Origin of the sequence: Merdimonas faecis (genome assembly GCF_001754075.1) — a bacterium.
Classification (GTDB): Bacteria; Bacillota; Clostridia; order Lachnospirales; family Lachnospiraceae; genus Merdimonas; species Merdimonas faecis.
In genome coordinates, this window is sequence record NZ_MIEH01000023.1 from 1 (window position 1) to 17,214 (window position 17,214).

A 17,214-nucleotide genomic window follows, 5' to 3' on the forward strand; every position below is an offset into this window, starting at 1 on the left:
CAAAGGAAAACAGTATGACTACAGCCAGCCGGCAGTGCAGGGCGTCCAGTACTGCAGCCGGTTGTTCGCCATTGAGGACTCCATTAACAAAAAGTATCCCGGTGATTATGAAAAGCGGAAGCAGCTGCGTCTCGAGAAGGAAAAACCCGTTCTGGAGGCTTTCTGGTCGTGGCTGGATCAGCAGAAGCCCGTCCGGAATACGCGGATGGATAAAGCCATTAATTATGTTCTTAACCGGCGTGATACAGCGGAGACCTATCTGGAAGACGGGCGGTGCAGCTTTACCAATAATCTCAGCGAGAATGCGATCCGTCCATTTGCAGTAGGGCGGAAGAACTGGCTGTTCAGTAATTCCATTGACGGAGCGAATGCCAGTGCGGCAGTCTACACAATGGTTGAGATGGCAAAAGCACATGGGCTGAATATTTATGGATATCTTAAATTTCTGCTGGAGCACCGGCCAAGTAAAGATATGACCGATGAACAGCTGGCAGAGCTGGCACCTTGGAGTGAAAAACTCCAATCTATCAAAAATCGCATGTGAATTATAGTGAATTACTCCAACTCGCAAAGGGCTGGGGTAATTTTGTATCTGACCGCATTAATATTTGGCGCTTACTTTTACATTGCTTAAAATTTAAAAAAGTGTTCCATAACATTGATCTTCAACTAAAATATCATGCTCATCATATATTCGAAAATAAGTCCAATAGTAGCCGTTGTGAGGAGGATTCCAAGTGGTCCAGAAGACTGTTCCTGATGATAGTTTTTGCAACCCTGTTCCATATATCCAGGGATTAGGGTCTCCTGATACATATTTGTTGCAATCCAATATTAGAAGTTCATACTGATAGTTTTGTTTGGGATTTATATTAGAACTCACCCCAATAAGCCAGCCGGCTCCATAAGGATTTGGTCCTTGATATTTTCCGTTAATATATACAGGATAGTTCCTGCTAACGGCAAAATTGATAGTATGAGAGACAATCTTTCCTTTGTCATCTTTGACCTCTACGTGAAGCCAGTAATTTCCTTTTGTGGGTTTCCAAGAACTCCAGTTTCCAGTATTCCAATCACTGATAATATTCCATTTTTTCGTATCTAGATTATAAGACTGCCATCGAACTAGAGATGAGGAACTAGAAGCTGAATATGCGACGCCTATCTGGATTTCTGTTTCTTGGTAAAGCCAGCAAACTCCATCTATTACAATTGGTTGTAGTACGACTGAAATGCCAGTCACGCCAGATACCGTCTCGCCCAGAGCGTTTTTGGCGGTACAATATAACCAATAAGTACCGCTTTTTTCAGGTTCATATGAAAATACACTATTGTTACTCCAATCGGTACATAAAATCCAGGAGTTTGCATTACAGTCATATACTTGCCATTGGTATTCCGTGTTTTCTGAGGCTCCATAGACTTGATATTCAGCACGCACGATATTTTTATCATTTTGAAGTATATTAATTCCTTTAGAGACAAACGCGGGTTGGTTGTATTGAAGCATGTGCCATATTTTATGATGTCCCTTTTCGTTTACATGAAGATAATCCGATTTACACATATCTTCCCGCTCATCTATATCAGCATATCTCAAATCAACATACTGAATACCATAATACTGACATATTTCAATAATACTATTGGCATAGAGATCTACATCTTCATTCGTAGTATCGCTCCAGGAACTGATATCTCGGTAATAGGGTGTCAGGCAAATAATCTGAGCTGATGGGTAGTGTGTTTTGAGACGGACCAGCGCAGTTTGATATGCAGATTTGAAGGTGGATATATCACCGATATTTTCTCCAGGAAGAAATTCACCTAATACGGTACTGGCGATGTCATTAGTACCACCAAAGAATAAAATTATGTCAGGAGTCCCATTATCATCTAGTCGCTCAATTCTTTCTTCTGCGGCCATACATTGTTTGCTGTTATAGCCGCTGGGGTCTTCTTCCCACCAGGCAACTTTTGATCCTCCTAAAGACTCATTTACGCCCAGTTTCATGTTGTTGGCTTCAATATAGTGCATCCACCATGTTTCGGAAACATCCATATACTGAGAACAATAGTAGTAATAGAATATGTTCCAAGGAGTATATCCTTCATATGTTCCGATACTATCTCCTAACACTGAAACGATTTTACGATCATCCTGTGTTTGGGGATTTGTTCCGAGTTCTGCAGCAGCACCTTCACGCATATATGAAGGGAAATTAATTTGTGAAGTGTCTTCTAAAGATGATTCTTCTGCTAGTACGGTAGAGTGTGTAAAGAAGAAAATACATAGTAAAAAGGATATAGATACTACATGTTTTATTACTTTATTCATGTTTGCCACTTGATTCTCCTTATGATAGATTATTTTTAAGTCATATTAACACTTGATAGGTGTTTCTGTCTAGTATTACGAAAGAGGGAGTTATATAGTTATGAGAAAAATCAAGATATGAATGAATAAAAGAATAAAATATTGCGGACATATTAAGAATGTGTTACAATTATTCGGATAAAGAAATATGTGCATGGATTTTTATAAACAGGAGGTTGCCATGAAAGGTATTATTTTAGCAGGTGGTTCTGGGACCAGATTGTATCCGTTGACGAAGGTGGTGTCGAAGCAGATCATGCCGGTGTATGATAAGCCCATGATCTATTATCCGTTATCGACGCTGATGCTGGCGGGGATACGGGAAATTCTGATTATCTCAACCCCGAGAGATCTGCCGGTATTCCAGGAACTTTTCGGCACAGGAGAAAGCCTGGGGCTGAAGATGTCCTATGCGGTACAGGATAGCCCAAGGGGGCTGGCGGATGCCTTTATTATCGGTGAAGAATTTATAGGGGATGACAATGTAGCACTGGTTCTTGGAGATAACATATTTTATGGTCAGAGCTTTTCCAGAACACTGCGGACTGCGGTAGAGCGGGTAGAGCAGCAGAAAGGTGCCACGATTTTTGGATATTATGTAAGAGATCCACGGGAGTATGGGGTTGTTGAGTTTGATGAGAACGGAAAGGCTATTTCCATCGAAGAAAAGCCGGAACATCCCAAGTCCAACTATGCAGTGCCAGGGCTGTATTTTTATGATCATGATGTTGTGGAAATAGCTAAAAACGTAAAGCCGTCTGCCAGAGGCGAGATTGAGATCACCAGTGTAAATAATGCTTATTTGGACAGAGGAGACCTTTATGTGGAGACGATGGGGCGTGGATTTGCATGGCTTGATACTGGAAATCATGATGCACTGCTTGATGCGGCGGATTTTGTTGCCGCTTTCCAGAAGAGACAAGGGTTATATATTTCTTGTATTGAAGAAATTGCGTATAAGCGGGGATTTATCACAAAAGAACAGCTGATCGAGTTGGCTCAGCCACTGCTGAAGACAAATTACGGAAAATATCTGATCGAAGTAGCAGAAGGATTGTAAAATATTTTTGATTGAATAAGGAGAAATAAAAATGGGAAAGATTCAAGTGGAGACTTGTGAGATTGAAGGACTAAAAATTATTACGCCAGCCGTTTTTGGAGACGAGAGAGGCTATTTTATGGAAACTTATAATTATAATGATTATAAGGCTGCAGGGATTGATATGGAATTCGTACAGGACAATCAGTCCAGCTCCAAAAAAGGAGTTCTCCGCGGGCTCCATTTTCAGATTAATTATCCCCAGGATAAGCTGGTTAGGGTAGTAAGCGGCGAGGTGTTTGACGTTGCAGTTGACCTGAGAGAAGGGTCGAAGACCTATGGGCAGTGGCATGGAGTCATCTTGTCTGCAGAAAATAAGAAGCAGTTCTTCATCCCTAAGAATTTTGCGCATGGTTTTCTTGTGTTGTCTGATTCGGCGGAATTTGCATATAAGTGTACAGATTTCTATCATCCGAACGATGAAGGCGGGCTTGCATGGAATGATCCGGATATCGGCGTGGAATGGCCGATCCCTGAGGGAATGGAGCTGATCATCTCTGAAAAGGACCAGAAATGGACAGGCATCAAGGACTTTAAGAAAGCCTAGTCGCGAAGATGGTAGATTTGGGAGGTAAAGAGGTGTCGACTTATATACATAATTTCCTGGCATATAAGGAGCTACTGAAAGAACTTGTCAGAAGAGACGTGAAGACGAAATATAGAAGGTCGTTTCTTGGAATGCTCTGGTCAGTCTTGAACCCGTTAGGCATGATGATCATTATGTCGATCGTATTTTCCCATGTGTTTCGGGCGAATATTGAGAACTTTCCTGTTTACTTAATGTGCGGCCAGGTGATCTTTAACTTTTTTAATGAGGCAAGTACTGTTGCCATGAGTTCTATTTTGGGGAATGCGGCGTTAATAAAGAAGGTATATGTGCCGAAATATCTGTTCCCGATGTCAAAAGTGTGCTCTTGTTTTGTAAACCTTTTGACATCCTTCATCGCGTTGCTGATCGTAATCGTTGCTACCGGGACGTCCCTCTCGTGGACGGTGATCCTGCTTGTTTTCCCGGTGTTCTATGTGTTCCTGTTCTCGTTGGGGATGGGGCTTTTGTTGTCAGCGCTTGTCGTTACGTTCCGGGATCTGCAGCACCTGTACAGCGTGCTGACCACAGCCTGGATGTATCTAACCCCGATATTTTATCCGGTGGAAATGCTCCCGGGATGGGTAAGGACGATCGTAACACACAATCCGCTGACCTGTATTGTACAGATGCTGAGGGAAGTGATCATGTATGGGCAAGTGCCTGACGCAAGACTTCAGCTGATGTGTATCGTTCCGTGCATCATCGTGATGGCATTGGGGTTATGGACGTTTTACAAACAGCAGGATAAATTTATTTTGAAGGTGTAGGGAGGAAAAGCGTGAGCAATTCAATTGTAGAAGTCAATGATGTCTCGATGATGTTTCGACTATACAGAGAAAATGTTGACAGCTTAAAGGAATTTTTAATAAAAAAACTGAAAGGGCAGATTTCATACGATGAATTCTGGGCTTTGAAAAATATCTCTTTTCAGGTTGGAAAAGGAGAAGCCGTCGGTCTTGTGGGAAAAAACGGTTCAGGGAAAAGTACCCTGCTGAAGACGATCGCAGGGGTGCTGAAGCCGACAAAAGGCAGCGTTACAGTGCGCGGTACGGTTGCCCCCATGATAGAGCTGGGCGCAGGATTCGACATGGATCTGACTGCGAAGGAAAATGTTTTCCTGAATGGAGCGCTCCTGGGATATCCCAAGGAAATGTTGGAAGAAAATATGGAGCGCATCATCGACTTTTCTGAACTGAAGATGTTTATGGACGTGCCGATTAAAAACTTCTCTTCCGGTATGATCGCAAGATTGGGATTTGCAGTCGCGACGATCTATACGCCGGACATCCTGATCGTAGATGAGATCCTTTCTGTAGGAGACTGGCAGTTCCAGGCAAAATGCCATCACAGGATACAGGAGATGCTGGAGCAGGGAACGACGCTGCTGTTTGTATCCCACAGTATGGATCAGGTGAAGGAAGTCTGCAGCCGTGCAATTTTGCTGAGCCACGGTGAAATGCTGATGGATGATGCGGTTGAGAGAGTATGTGAACGTTACGGCGAAGCGGAATGATTGAAAGAAAATAGGTTTTACGAAGGAGACAGGGAATGATAATCAATAGTGAAAATGCGAACAGGCTGGCTATTTATTTTTTCTATGACAAGAGAGGCATTGTAGACAGATATGTCCCATATTTTCTGGACGACCTGAAAAAGAATGTCAGTGAAATATTTATTGTCTGCAACGGAAAGCTGACTCCGGATGGAAAAGAACAGCTGGAGAAGTACGGACACGTATTGGTTCGTGAAAACAAAGGGTTTGATGTCTGGGCTTATAAAACAGCGCTCGAAAGCTATGGCTGGGAAAAACTGAAGACCTACGACGAAGTGATCATGCTGAACAACACGATCATGGGTCCTGTGTATTCCTTTAGTGAAACTTTCGAAAAAATGGACGGGCAGGATCTGGATTTCTGGGGACTGACCGAATATTTTAAAATAAAAGGAGATCCTTTTGGTTACTCCCCTTATGGATATCTGCCGGATCATATCCAGTCCCACTGGATCGCCTGCAGAAGGAGCCTGGTCTCCAGCAGTGATTTCCAGGAATATTGGGAGAACATGCCTATGATCGAGGATTATGCACAGGCAGTCGGGAAGCATGAGTCCATTTTTACAAAGCGGTTTGCTGACAAAGGGTATCGTTGGGCAGTTTCTGTTGAATGTGAAGATTTAAGGTCATACAGCGGATATCCGTTGATGATGTGCCCGAAAAAACTGATCGCAGAGAGAAGATGCCCGATCTTTAAAAAGCGCAGTTTCTTCCACATGGAAGATGATTTCCTGAAGAATACGGCTGGTGAACAGACCAGCGAACTGTTTGACTATCTCAGATATGAGACGGATTATGACGTGGATCTGATCTGGGATACGATCCTTCGGAACTACCATCAGTATGACATTGTAAAGAACCTGAATCTTGCGTATATACTTCCGACAAATCAGTTTAACGAAGAAACATTTAAGACCCAGGTTTCGGAGCATAAAATCGCATTAGTCATGCATCTGTTTTTCGAAGATCTGTTAGAAGAGTCTTATCACTATGTTTCGGCAATGCCGCCGGAAGCGGATATTTATCTTACGACAGACACGGAGGCAAAAAAAGCGGCGATCGAGAAGGTATTTTCGAAGCTGCCCTGCCGGAAGCTGGAAGTACGTGTGATACAGAACCGTGGCAGGGATGTGAGCAGCCTTCTGGTAGGAGTGAAGGATGTGATCATGGATTACGATATCGTCTGCTTTGCCCACGATAAAAAGACGGCTCAGGTGAAACCGGGAACGATTGGCGCATCATTTGCCTATAAATGTTTTGAAAATGTATTGTCAAACAAAGCGTATGTGGCGAATGTGATCAATACATTTATCAATAACCCGAGGCTTGGGATCCTGTCGCCTCCGGAGCCGAACCACAGTACGTTTTTTACAACGATCGGCTTTGAGTGGGGCCCGAATTATAACGTGACGAAAAAGCTGGCAAAAGAGCTTGGCCTGACGGTTCCGATGAACGTGATGTCTCCGCCAGTTGCTCCGCTGGGGACGATGTTCTGGTTCCGGCCGGCGGCGATGAAGCCTTTGTACGACAGAAACTGGGAATATGAAGATTTCCCGGAGGAACCGAATAAGATTGACGGTACGCTGCTGCACGCGATCGAGAGGATCTATCCGTTTATCGCCCAGCAGTCAGGATATTACCCGGCGATTGGGATGACAGATAAATTTGCAGCGATCGAGTACAACAACCTGAGATATTATGTCAGAGGCTACAATCAGGTTCTGGTGAATAGCGGGATTGGCCCTTACTATGACCAGATGGTTGCCCTGATGAATCAGGTGTTTGCGCTCCGCGGATCGTTTAAGGCTGTCATAAAATTCAGGATGAAATGCTATCTCAAGAAATATCTCCCGCAGAAAATGTACAAAAAGATGCGGAAAAGATGGAAAAAAATGAAAGGCATAGAGAATCTCAATGGAATAGAGGTTAAAGGTGAGGATTAATTCATGAAGAATAAGATCGACTATGTAAATATGCTGAAAAAAGTATCCCCTTACAATATCAAGAAGGGGATACTTTATTTCCGTCATTATGGAGCCAAAGGTTTTTGGGTGAAGCTGTCGGAACGGTTTCAGAAGGATGAAATTGACTACCAGGAATGGTATCTGAAGCACTGTGCCTCAGAAAAAGAGCTGGAGCGGCAGAGAAAGGAAAAATTCGAAAAGACTCCACTGGTCAGTATCCTTGTCCCTGTGTATAATACACCGGAAAAATTTTTAAGAGATATGATCGGGTCTGTCCAGGAGCAGACCTATGCAAACTGGGAACTCTGCATTGCCAATGCAAACCCGGCGAACCAGGAGGTTGCCGCCCTGCTGAGAGAAAAGTGCGCGGGGGATCCGCGGATCAAAGTGACGGATGTGCCGGAAAACGAAGGGATCGCCCAAAACACAAATGCTGCACTGAAGATCGCAGAGGGCGAGTATATCGGATTCCTAGACCATGACGACCTGTTGGCTCCGGACGCCCTGTATGAGGTGGTCAAGGCGGTGAATGAAAAGGACGGAGTGGACATGCTCTATACGGATGAGGATAAGATTTCTTCAGATGCGGCAGAGTATTTTTCACCCCATTTCAAGCCGGATTTTAACCTTGACCTGTTAAGAGCCAACAATTATTTCTGTCACTTTGTCGTCGCAGCAAAAGATTTGATCCTGCAGGTGGGCGCTTTCCGGGGAGAATTTAACGGAGCCCAGGATTATGACCTGGTATTGCGGTGTGCAGAAAAGGCCAGGAATATTGTACACATCCCAAGGATCTTGTATCATTGGCGTGTCCATAAGGCATCTACGGCGGATAATCCTCTCAGCAAGATGTATGCCTATGATGCCGGAAAAAGAGCAATTGAAGAGCATCTGGAAAGATGTGGCGAAAAGGGAGAAGTGTCCCATACAAAGGACTTGGGCTTTTACCGTGTGAAATACTCGCTGAAAGACGAACCCTTTGTATCGATCCTGATCCCCAACAAAGACCAGGCAGATACACTGGCGGCCTGCATCAATTCCATAAAACAGAAGACAGAATATCCGAATTATGAGATTATCGTGATTGAAAATAACAGCGAAGAAGAGGCGACGTTCTCCTATTATAAGGAGATCGCAGGAGAAAACGTCAAGGTCGTATACTGGGACGGGGAATTTAATTATTCCGCTATCAATAATTTTGGCGTAAGACATGCGTCCGGAGAGTATCTTCTGTTCCTGAACAATGATATTGAAGTGATCCATGGCGACTGGCTGGGAGAGATGCTGGCAAACTGCCAAAGGAAAGAAGTAGGGATCGTTGGTGCAAAGCTGTATTATCCGGACGACACGGTCCAGCATGCCGGGATCGTCGTGGGGATCGGCGGCATCGCAGGAAATATGTTCGTCGGCCTGAAAAGAGGCTATACAGGATATATGCATAAGGCAGTGATCCAGCAGGATCTGAGCGCTGTCACAGCGGCATGTATGATGATAAAAAGAGAGGTTTTTCAGCAGGTAGAGGGCTTTGAAGAAAAACTGAAGGTGGCGTTCAATGATGTGGACCTGTGCCTGAAGGTAAGGAAGGCCGGTTACCTGGTCGTATATGATCCGTACGTGGAACTGTACCATTATGAGTCGAAGAGCCGCGGAGCGGAGGATACGAAAGAAAAGATCCGAAGATTCCAGAGCGAGATCGAATTTATGCGCTGCAGATGGATCGACATCCTGAAAAACGGTGATCCCATGTATAATGTCAACTTAAGCCTGAAAAGATGGGATTATTCCCTGAAAGGAAATTAGACGAAAGAAATGAAGAAGGTTACAGTCGTAATACCAAATTATAAAGGGAAAAAATATCTGAAACCCTGCGTGGAAAGCGTTTACGAAAATACAGAGCAGGAACTGGATATGATCATTGTGGACAATGCATCGGGCGATGGAAGCATGGAAGAGATACAAGAGAATTTTCCCGATGTCACCTGTGTCATGCTTGACCGGAATTATGGTTTCTGCCATGCCGTCAACGTGGGGATCAGCAAGGCCAAGACGCCCTATGTATTTCTTTTGAACAACGACACGCTTGTGTGCAGGCATGCCATCGATTTCCTGGTTGCGGAAATGGAATCAGACGAGAAGATCTTTTCCGTGGAAGCAAAGATGATCCAATATCAGGACCGGACAAAGATCGACAGCGCAGGAACTTTTTATAACGCCCTTGGGTGGGCATATGCACGGGGGAAAGACAAATCTTCTGAAGGGTACCGGAAGAGAACGGATACATTTTGTGCCTGCGGAGGGGCGGCGATTTACAGGAAGAGTGTGATCGATGAGATCGGAGACTTTGACGAGACGCATTTTGCTTACCTGGAGGATGTGGATATCGGATATCGGGCGAAAATATTCGGCTGCCGGAATGCCTATGAGCCAAAGGCCAGGATCATCCATGTAGGGAGTGCGTCCAGCGGTTCCAGGCATAATGATTTTAAGGTACACTTGTCTGCGAGGAATAACGTATATCTGATCTACAAAAATATGCCTCCTCTTCAGGTCCTGATTAACATTCCCTTTTTACTGGCAGGGTTTTTGATAAAATTCCTGTTTTTCCTGAAAAAAGGTATGGGGAAATCTTATCTGAAAGGTCTTGCAGAAGCACCGGCATTGATGAAAAAAGAGAAAAGAGTCCGGTATCAAAAGAAGAATTTTGGGAATTATCTGAAAATACAGATAGAATTATGGATCAACATACTTCGACTGTTTTTGTGAAAAACTTATTATTATCTTAAAAATAATGCAGAATGACTCGTTTTCCTTGCGCATCTGTGTAAAATAATGTATGATTAATTGAGTATGTTACAAAAGTATTACGAAATGATTTCGGAGTTGATGAAGTTTTGATACGTGAAAATCAACCGCTTTTAAACCGTCTGCAGGTAGTGATTGATGGGATTATTATTGTGATATCCTACGTGCTGGCGTGGTATCTGCGTTTTAAAAGCGGGATTTTTGAATTAGATCCCTGGTTTTTGTCTTTGCGGGCATATATGTCTGCCTTGATATTTATTTTGCCGGGGTATCTGTTATTATATTATATTTTTCAGTTATATGTGCCAAGGCGGATGCGCGGAAGAAGATTAGAGGCCTGGAATGTCCTTCAGGCTAACAGCATCGGGCTTTTGGCTTTTATATTGATTTTGTATTTTCGCCATCAGTCAGATTTCTCGCGGTTAATGATCTTCATTTTTTATGTGCTAAACGTGTTTTTGGAGGTTTTGTCGCGAAATCTGATCCGTTATGCGCTCAGAAAAATGCGTAGCAAAGGATATAATCAGAAGCATATATTGCTGATTGGTTATAGCCGGGCGGCGGAAGAGTATATCGACCGTGTTCACCAGAACCCGGAATGGGGATACAATATACGGGGCATCCTTGCGGACAACGTGCCAAGGGCAACGGAATACAAGGGGATCAAGGTTCTTGGACGGATTGACAATTTGGAAATCGTACTGCCACAGAACAGGCTGGATGAGATCATCATTACTCTGGGTCTGGCAGAATATCATAAACTCGAACGTATTGTAAAAATGTGTGAAAAATCCGGCGTCCACACCAAATTTGTGCCGGACTACAATAAAGTGATACCAAGCAGAGCTTATACGGAAGATATACAAGGGATGCCGGTTATCAATATACGGAGAGTACCGTTAAATGACCCGCTGAACCGGTGGCTGAAGCGGGTGGTGGACATCTTTGGCGCCTTTGTAGCGATCATTATCTTTTCGCCGGTCATGCTGATCACGGCTATTGCGATCAAAGTTACGGCTCCTGGGTCACTGATTTTTGTGCAGGAACGGGTAGGGCTTCACAACCGTCCTTTCCGAATGTATAAGTTCCGTTCCATGGTGGTACAGAGTGAAGAGACAGAAAAAGGCGAGTGGACGACACAGAATGATCCCAGGGTTACACCGGTGGGAAAGTTTATCAGGAAAACCAGTATTGATGAACTTCCCCAGCTTTTTAATGTTCTGAAAGGGAATATGAGCCTGGTAGGGCCACGACCGGAGCGTCCACAGTTTGTGGAGAAGTTTAAGGAAGAAATTCCAAGATACATGATCAAACATCAGGTTCGGCCCGGGATCACCGGGTGGGCTCAGGTGAATGGATATCGGGGAGATACTTCTATTTATAAACGGATTGAATATGATTTATATTATATTGAAAACTGGACCCTGGGGCTGGATATGAAAATTATCATTCTGACGTTTATCAAAGGATTTATTAATAAGAACGCCTACTGATAATCAAAGGGGAAGATATGGCAAAGAAAAGAAGTAGAAAAGCGGCAAGGCTTACAAAAGAAGAGAGAAAAAAACGGCTGCGGAAAAGAAGACGCAGAAGAATCATGGTTCTTGTGCTGGAAATTATTATCCTTGCAGTTTTATGTGTGGCGGCATATGCAATCTTCAAACTGGGGAAGCTAAATCATGTCACATTAAATGTTGATAATAACGGCTGGACACAGGAAGGCTATACGAACATTGCCCTTTTTGGGAACGACAGCAGAGGAGAAGCCGGGGAGGATGGCGGACCTGCCCGAAGTGACACGATCATCATTGCAAGCATGAACAATGAGACAAAAGAAGTAAAGCTGGTTTCTGTATACCGGGATACGATGCTGGAGCAGGAAGGGCAACATTATGATAAGGCAAATGTGGCCTATGCCCAGGGTGGCCCGGAAGAGGCAGTATCTATGCTGAACCGCAACCTCGACCTTGATATCCAAGACTATGTCAGTGTAAATTTCCTTGCGCTGGCGGATGTGGTTGACCTGCTGGGTGGGGTAGATATGGACCTGACTTATGAGGAGGTCGTCCATATGAATAATTATTGTGTGGAGACGTCCGAGGTTACGGGAAAGGATTATGAAAGGATTGAACCCGAAGAAGCAGGCACCTATCACCTGAACGGCGTGCAGGCGGTGTCCTATGCGAGAATCCGGTATACGTCGGGTGGAGATTTTACCAGGACAGAGCGCCAGCGGCTTTTGATTGAAAAAGTTGCGGAGAAGGCAAAAGATGCAGGAATCGTAAAGATCAATGAGATTATTGATGAAGTTTTGCCAGAGGTTTCTACAAGCTTGTCTGCCAGTGAAATCCTGCAGATGGCAGTGGGAGTATTTGATTATAGTCTGGGTGATACACAAGGATTTCCGATTGATGCTGCAACGCCAGAATCGGTTCCGGGATATTCTGGATCCTATGTAGTGCCAGTAGGACTGGAAAACAATGTGATCCAACTTCATGAATTCCTGTTTCCAGATGAAGAATATACGCCAACAGAGAATTTGACCAGTATCAGCGATAATATTGCGTATATTACAGGAATCTATCCGGAGCCAGAAGATGAAGAGGAGTCGGAAGAGTAATGGGGCAAAAAAAAATATTGCTGATAGCTCCTGTCTTTTTTGACTACTATAAAGATATTCTGGATGAGCTATGTGACATGGGTTATGAGGCAGATTATATCTGTGATACTTACAGCAACTCCAGCTTCTCTAAGGCTTTGGGACGGGTAAATAAGAAATTGATTCTGGGATCTATGAAAAAAGCCTTCTTAAGAGATATCCTCCCGAAGATCTGCGCTAGGAAATATGACTTTGTTTTTGTGGTTGCGGGAATGACCTTTGCCTTTTCGACGGATATGGTGAAAAAGATCAGGGAGATTCAGCAAAAGGCAGAGTTTATATTATATCAGTGGGATTCAGAAGAAAATCTCCCTTATGTGAAGAAGATACATCCTTTTTTCGACAGAATCTATTCTTTTGACCCTGTAGACTGCAAAGAAAATGAAATTTACACGTTTCTTCCACTTTTCTATAACAGGCAATATGAAAAAATAGGTGAACATTCAAAAAGACGGAAGTGGAAATATGACTGTTCTTATATCGGCACGGCTCATCCGCAGAAATATAAGAGCATTAACCAAATGTCGGAAGCGTTGAAAGGGCTGATGCCAAGACAGTTTGTCTATCATTATATGCCATCGAATCTGAAATATTTTTATCACAAATTGTTTGCAAAGGAATACCACAGTGCTCGGTTTTCAGAATTCCAGAAGGAGAAGCTTCCGGGCAGTGTGTCAGCAAAAATATTTGAAGAATCGAAATGCATTTTGGATGCACCTCAGGCTGGTCAGCGAGGACTGACAATCCGTACGATGGAATGTCTGGGGGCGAAGCGGAAGCTGATTACTACAAATATAGATGTTAAAAATTATGATTTCTATCGGGAAAGCAATATTTTAGTATTCCAGGGGGAGATTGACGGTACGAGCGTTTTTTTTACAAAGGAATACGAAGATCTTCCTCAGGAAGTATACCAGAAATATTCATTGAGGAACTGGCTTATGACACTTCTTCAAGTTACGAAAAATGCGTAGAAATGTTGAATTTTCAAAAAAAATAAGGTATTATGTAAAACGTACTATTTCATGAAAATATGACACAAAGGAAAGGATAAAGGCCATGGCAACAAGACGCCGATATAGAAGAGGGCGAAGAAAAAAGAGAGGATTCGCTTCCTGGTCATTAGGAAAAAAGATTGCAGTCATTTTAAGTTCGACATTACTGGGAGTTTTAGCAATCGGCACGGTGATTTTGGCAAGCAAATTAAGTAAGATCGAAACGACGGAATTAAATGCGGAAAACTTGAATATTTCAGATGAAGTGGAGCACGAAACTGGATATGTCAATGTAGCACTGTTCGGATTGGACTCCAGAGAAAATGACTTGGGAAAGGGAAATCGAAGCGACACCATCATGATTGCCAGCCTGAACAGAGAGACAAAAGAGGTGAAGCTTGTCTCAGTGTTCCGCGATACGCTTTTAGAATTAGAAGACGGAAGTTACAATAAAGCAAATGCCGCTTATGCGTTTGGGGGCCCGGAAGAGGCGGTATCTATGCTGAACAGAAATTTGGATATGAATATTGAAAAGTATGTGACTGTGAATTTTAATGCACTGGTAGATGTTATAGATGCTCTTGGGGGATTGGATGTAACTATGACAGCAGAAGAAGTTGGCCATATGAACAATTATTGTGTGGAAACTTCTAAGGTAACTGGAAAAGATTACGAAAGAATTGATCCGCAAGAGGCTGGAACCTATCATTTAAATGGTGTACAGGCTGTGTCTTATTCGAGAATTCGATATACGGCGGGAGGGGATTTTTTACGTTCGGCCAGACAGAGAACGATTCTGATGATGATTGCAGATAAAGCAAAGACAATGGGAATATCAGAACTTAACAAAATTGCTGATGATGTTTTCCCACAGATATCTACAAATTTTACACTAACAGAAATGCTTGGATATTTAAAAGATATTGCAGATTACAAAATAGGAGAAACTATTGGTTTTCCGGAGGATAATACAACAGACACTTTAAATGAAGTGGGAAGTGTTGTAATTCCTAATTCTTTGACCCAGAGTGTACAAGATTTACACCAATTTCTGTTTGGCAATGACGGATATACAGTATCCAGTACAGTGCAAGGAATTGAGAGTGGGATTAATACCCGTGCAGCGGATCGTGCAACAGAAGAAAATTATACAGAAGAAGAAGAGGAAACTTACGATTATAATACAAACAGCGGTACTACAGGCTTAGGAACTGGTACTTCTGGAGGCAGAGAGAGTGGTTCGGGAACAAATTCTGGCGGAACTGACTGGACCGGCGGAACTGGTACAGGAGGCGGAACTGACTGGACCGGCGGAACTGGTACAGGAGGCGGAACTGGTACGGATACAGGCGGCGGAACCGGAACAGGCGGAGATGGAACAGGCAGCGGAAGTGGTACAGACACAGGCGGCGGAACCGGAACAGGCGACGGAAGCGGTACAGGAGACGGCACTGCACCGGTGGGATAAAAGCAATAAATGTAATTATTATAAATAAGAAAATGAGGTAAAGCACATGAGAAGAATTAAAAAAGCCCTTGCGGCCCTTGCGATAGTGTGTTTGTTCGTCCCATGCATATCGTTGGTGACACATGCGGCTTCAGCGGAACTTCGGTTTACAGATCCCTCAACGACGGTGGGAGCGGAAGTAGAGGTGACTGCGAAATTTACAGCACCGGTGCTGATGGATTCGCTGGAGGCGACGCTTACTTATGATTCCAGTAAGCTCAGGTTCGTCAGTGGCGACAGCGCTACAGGCGGTGACGGTACCGTTACGATCTCCGGAAACGGAGGGAGTGCCACAGAGGCGTCTTTTGCACTGACCTTTCAGGCATTAGCAGAGGGAACGACGAACATCCAGGTGTCCCAGTCTTCGGGAACAGATGCGACTGGAGTTGCCCTGGATATTACGAATGGAAGCTCGGCGGTGACGATCGGCCCCGGCGATCCATCGCTGATTACAGAGGAGGATGGTACGTCTTCCACGGAATCCTCTGGAAACGGATCGCAAGTGGAAGTAAACGGGGTGCAGTATACGATCACAGGCGGTTTTTCAGAGGCACTGATCCCGACTGGTTTTACAAAGGGCGAAACACAGTATGAAGGAACATCCTGTGAAGTTGTTACACAGGAGGCCAGCGGACAGACTGCTTTCTATTTGACAGCTGCCGACAGCGGAGAGTCAGATTTCTTTTTGTATGATAGTGAAAATGGAACGTTTTCACCTTTTGAACAGGTAGAACTTTCTCAGGACCGATACATCGTCCTTTTGCAGGATGACGGAAGCGTCAGTCTTCCAAGTGCGTATCAGGAGACTACACTGACCCTGAACGGTAAAGAATTTCCGGCCTGGCAGAATACAGATAACGCAGATTACTATGTTGTCTATGCACTGAATGCAGACGGGCAGAAAGGCTTATATCAATATGATACCGTGGATGGGACTTACCAGCGGTATGTGGAGAATACAGCAGCTTCTTCCGAAGAGGAAAGCGGCTCTTCCGCAGGCGGACTTTGGGGCAGGATCCTTGATTTTATCAGCAATTTCCTGGATATCATCGTGATCATTGCGGCGGTAGTATTCCTGATCCTTCTGATCGTGCTGATCGTAACGGCGGTGAAGCTGCGCCATCGTGATCTGGAGCTTGACGATCTCTACGATGAGTATGGCATTGACCTGGATGAAGAGGAAGCATCCAAGTCTTCTAAAGGAAAGAAAAAAACTGCTGCAGTCAAGGGAGGCCCGAAGGGCGGTCCGGCAGTAAGAAAGCCGGCGCAGACGGCGCAGATCGACCTTGATGAGGACGATTTTGACGATTTCGAGGATTACGAAGAAGAGGAATTTGATGATTACGGTACCATGGAGATGGAAGATTTAGACGAGGACGAGTTTGATGAGTATGAAGAGGATGAAGCAGATGAAATGATCGACGATCTGGATGAACTGCTCAGCAGACAGCCCAAGAAAAAAAGAAGCCATATGGAACCGGATGATACCTTTAAGGTAGACTTTATTGACTTGGATTAATAGAGTGAATCGGGACGATTCATCAGAGAGGATGTCTTTGTGACATCCTCTTTTTCTTTACAGATGCTCTGCAATCTGATACAATATGGTTTGATAGTGCAAAAAAATCAGCAATTTGTGCAAATAAAAACAATCATAAGGAGCATCAGAC

Annotated in this window: 14 protein-coding genes; 13 read left to right on the top strand and 1 reads right to left on the bottom strand. The window is 44.0% G+C overall.

From position 1 onward, the window contains the following. Positions 1–544 (top strand): IS66 family transposase (locus BKD12_RS12885; protein ID WP_141736951.1); only part of this gene is annotated, 544 nt, incomplete at its 5' end. A gap of 93 nt (positions 545–637) precedes the next feature. On the opposite strand, the gene BKD12_RS12890 is transcribed toward BKD12_RS12885, so the two are convergent. Then, on the bottom strand, positions 638–2,338 hold the full coding sequence (locus BKD12_RS12890; RefSeq protein ID WP_070089755.1) for an SGNH/GDSL hydrolase family protein: 1,701 nt from the start codon (positions 2,336–2,338) through the stop codon (positions 638–640). Positions 2,339–2,558: 220 nt separating this feature from the next. Between BKD12_RS12890 and rfbA the strand changes: the two genes are divergently transcribed. The 12 genes from rfbA to BKD12_RS12950 all read left to right on the top strand — a co-directional run bounded on the left by rfbA (position 2,559) and on the right by BKD12_RS12950 (position 17,063). Then, the gene (gene rfbA, locus BKD12_RS12895) at positions 2,559–3,437 is read left to right on the top strand and encodes a glucose-1-phosphate thymidylyltransferase RfbA (RefSeq protein ID WP_070089888.1); all 879 of its coding nucleotides are present in this window, start codon (positions 2,559–2,561) and stop codon (positions 3,435–3,437) included. A gap of 31 nt (positions 3,438–3,468) precedes the next feature. Beyond that, positions 3,469–4,023 carry a dTDP-4-dehydrorhamnose 3,5-epimerase gene (gene rfbC / locus BKD12_RS12900; RefSeq protein ID WP_070089756.1) on the top strand — a complete coding sequence of 185 codons (555 nt, stop codon included), beginning with the start codon at positions 3,469–3,471 and terminating at the stop codon, positions 4,021–4,023. A gap of 32 nt (positions 4,024–4,055) precedes the next feature. Next, the gene (locus tag BKD12_RS12905; protein ID WP_070089757.1) at positions 4,056–4,832 is read left to right on the top strand and encodes an ABC transporter permease; all 777 of its coding nucleotides are present in this window, start codon (positions 4,056–4,058) and stop codon (positions 4,830–4,832) included. A gap of 11 nt (positions 4,833–4,843) precedes the next feature. Then, entirely contained in the window at positions 4,844–5,578 is a 735-nt protein-coding gene (locus BKD12_RS12910) for an ABC transporter ATP-binding protein (RefSeq protein WP_242872772.1), read from the top strand. Between the two features lie 35 nt (positions 5,579–5,613). Then, positions 5,614–7,560 (top strand): rhamnan synthesis F family protein, encoded by a 1,947-nt coding sequence (locus BKD12_RS12915; protein WP_070089758.1) that lies wholly within the window; start codon positions 5,614–5,616, stop codon positions 7,558–7,560. Positions 7,561–7,563: 3 nt separating this feature from the next. Continuing rightward, positions 7,564–9,381 carry a glycosyltransferase family 2 protein gene (locus BKD12_RS12920; RefSeq protein WP_070089759.1) on the top strand — a complete coding sequence of 606 codons (1,818 nt, stop codon included), beginning with the start codon at positions 7,564–7,566 and terminating at the stop codon, positions 9,379–9,381. Positions 9,382–9,390: 9 nt separating this feature from the next. Further along, the gene (locus BKD12_RS12925) at positions 9,391–10,344 is read left to right on the top strand and encodes a glycosyltransferase family 2 protein (RefSeq protein WP_070089760.1); all 954 of its coding nucleotides are present in this window, start codon (positions 9,391–9,393) and stop codon (positions 10,342–10,344) included. A gap of 128 nt (positions 10,345–10,472) precedes the next feature. Beyond that, a complete protein-coding gene (locus BKD12_RS12930; protein ID WP_070089761.1) occupies positions 10,473–11,876 on the top strand; it encodes an undecaprenyl-phosphate glucose phosphotransferase in 1,404 nt (467 codons plus the stop codon). Between the two features lie 17 nt (positions 11,877–11,893). Continuing rightward, complete coding sequence (locus BKD12_RS12935) at positions 11,894–13,003, top strand: LCP family protein (protein ID WP_070089762.1); 1,110 nt, start codon at positions 11,894–11,896, stop codon at positions 13,001–13,003. Then, positions 13,003–14,016: a WaaS/CpsH family glycosyltransferase gene (locus BKD12_RS12940; RefSeq protein WP_070089763.1), complete on the top strand. Its 1,014-nt coding sequence runs from the start codon at positions 13,003–13,005 to the stop codon at positions 14,014–14,016. The genes BKD12_RS12935 and BKD12_RS12940 overlap by 1 nt, the downstream gene beginning before the upstream one ends. A gap of 85 nt (positions 14,017–14,101) precedes the next feature. Next, positions 14,102–15,505, top strand: a complete 1,404-nt coding sequence (locus BKD12_RS12945; protein WP_070089764.1) for an LCP family protein — start codon at positions 14,102–14,104, stop codon at positions 15,503–15,505. A gap of 46 nt (positions 15,506–15,551) precedes the next feature. After that, a complete protein-coding gene (locus tag BKD12_RS12950; protein WP_070089765.1) occupies positions 15,552–17,063 on the top strand; it encodes a cohesin domain-containing protein in 1,512 nt (503 codons plus the stop codon). Positions 17,064–17,214 lie beyond the last annotated feature (151 nt).

Excerpts from the sequence above, each read along its gene's own strand:
- BKD12_RS12935 (WP_070089762.1), top strand. The coding sequence starts at position 11,894 with ATGGCAAAGAAAAGAAGTAGAAAAGCGGCAAGGCTTACAAAAGAAGAG.
- BKD12_RS12950 (WP_070089765.1), top strand. The coding sequence starts at position 15,552 with ATGAGAAGAATTAAAAAAGCCCTTGCGGCCCTTGCGATAGTGTGTTTG.
- BKD12_RS12940 (WP_070089763.1), top strand. The coding sequence starts at position 13,003 with ATGGGGCAAAAAAAAATATTGCTGATAGCTCCTGTCTTTTTTGACTAC.
- BKD12_RS12920 (WP_070089759.1), top strand. The coding sequence starts at position 7,564 with ATGAAGAATAAGATCGACTATGTAAATATGCTGAAAAAAGTATCCCCT.
- rfbA (WP_070089888.1), top strand. The coding sequence starts at position 2,559 with ATGAAAGGTATTATTTTAGCAGGTGGTTCTGGGACCAGATTGTATCCG.
- BKD12_RS12890 (WP_070089755.1), bottom strand. The coding sequence starts at position 2,338 with ATGAATAAAGTAATAAAACATGTAGTATCTATATCCTTTTTACTATGT.
- BKD12_RS12945 (WP_070089764.1), top strand. The coding sequence starts at position 14,102 with ATGGCAACAAGACGCCGATATAGAAGAGGGCGAAGAAAAAAGAGAGGA.
- BKD12_RS12915 (WP_070089758.1), top strand. The coding sequence starts at position 5,614 with ATGATAATCAATAGTGAAAATGCGAACAGGCTGGCTATTTATTTTTTC.
- rfbC (WP_070089756.1), top strand. The coding sequence starts at position 3,469 with ATGGGAAAGATTCAAGTGGAGACTTGTGAGATTGAAGGACTAAAAATT.
- BKD12_RS12925 (WP_070089760.1), top strand. The coding sequence starts at position 9,391 with ATGAAGAAGGTTACAGTCGTAATACCAAATTATAAAGGGAAAAAATAT.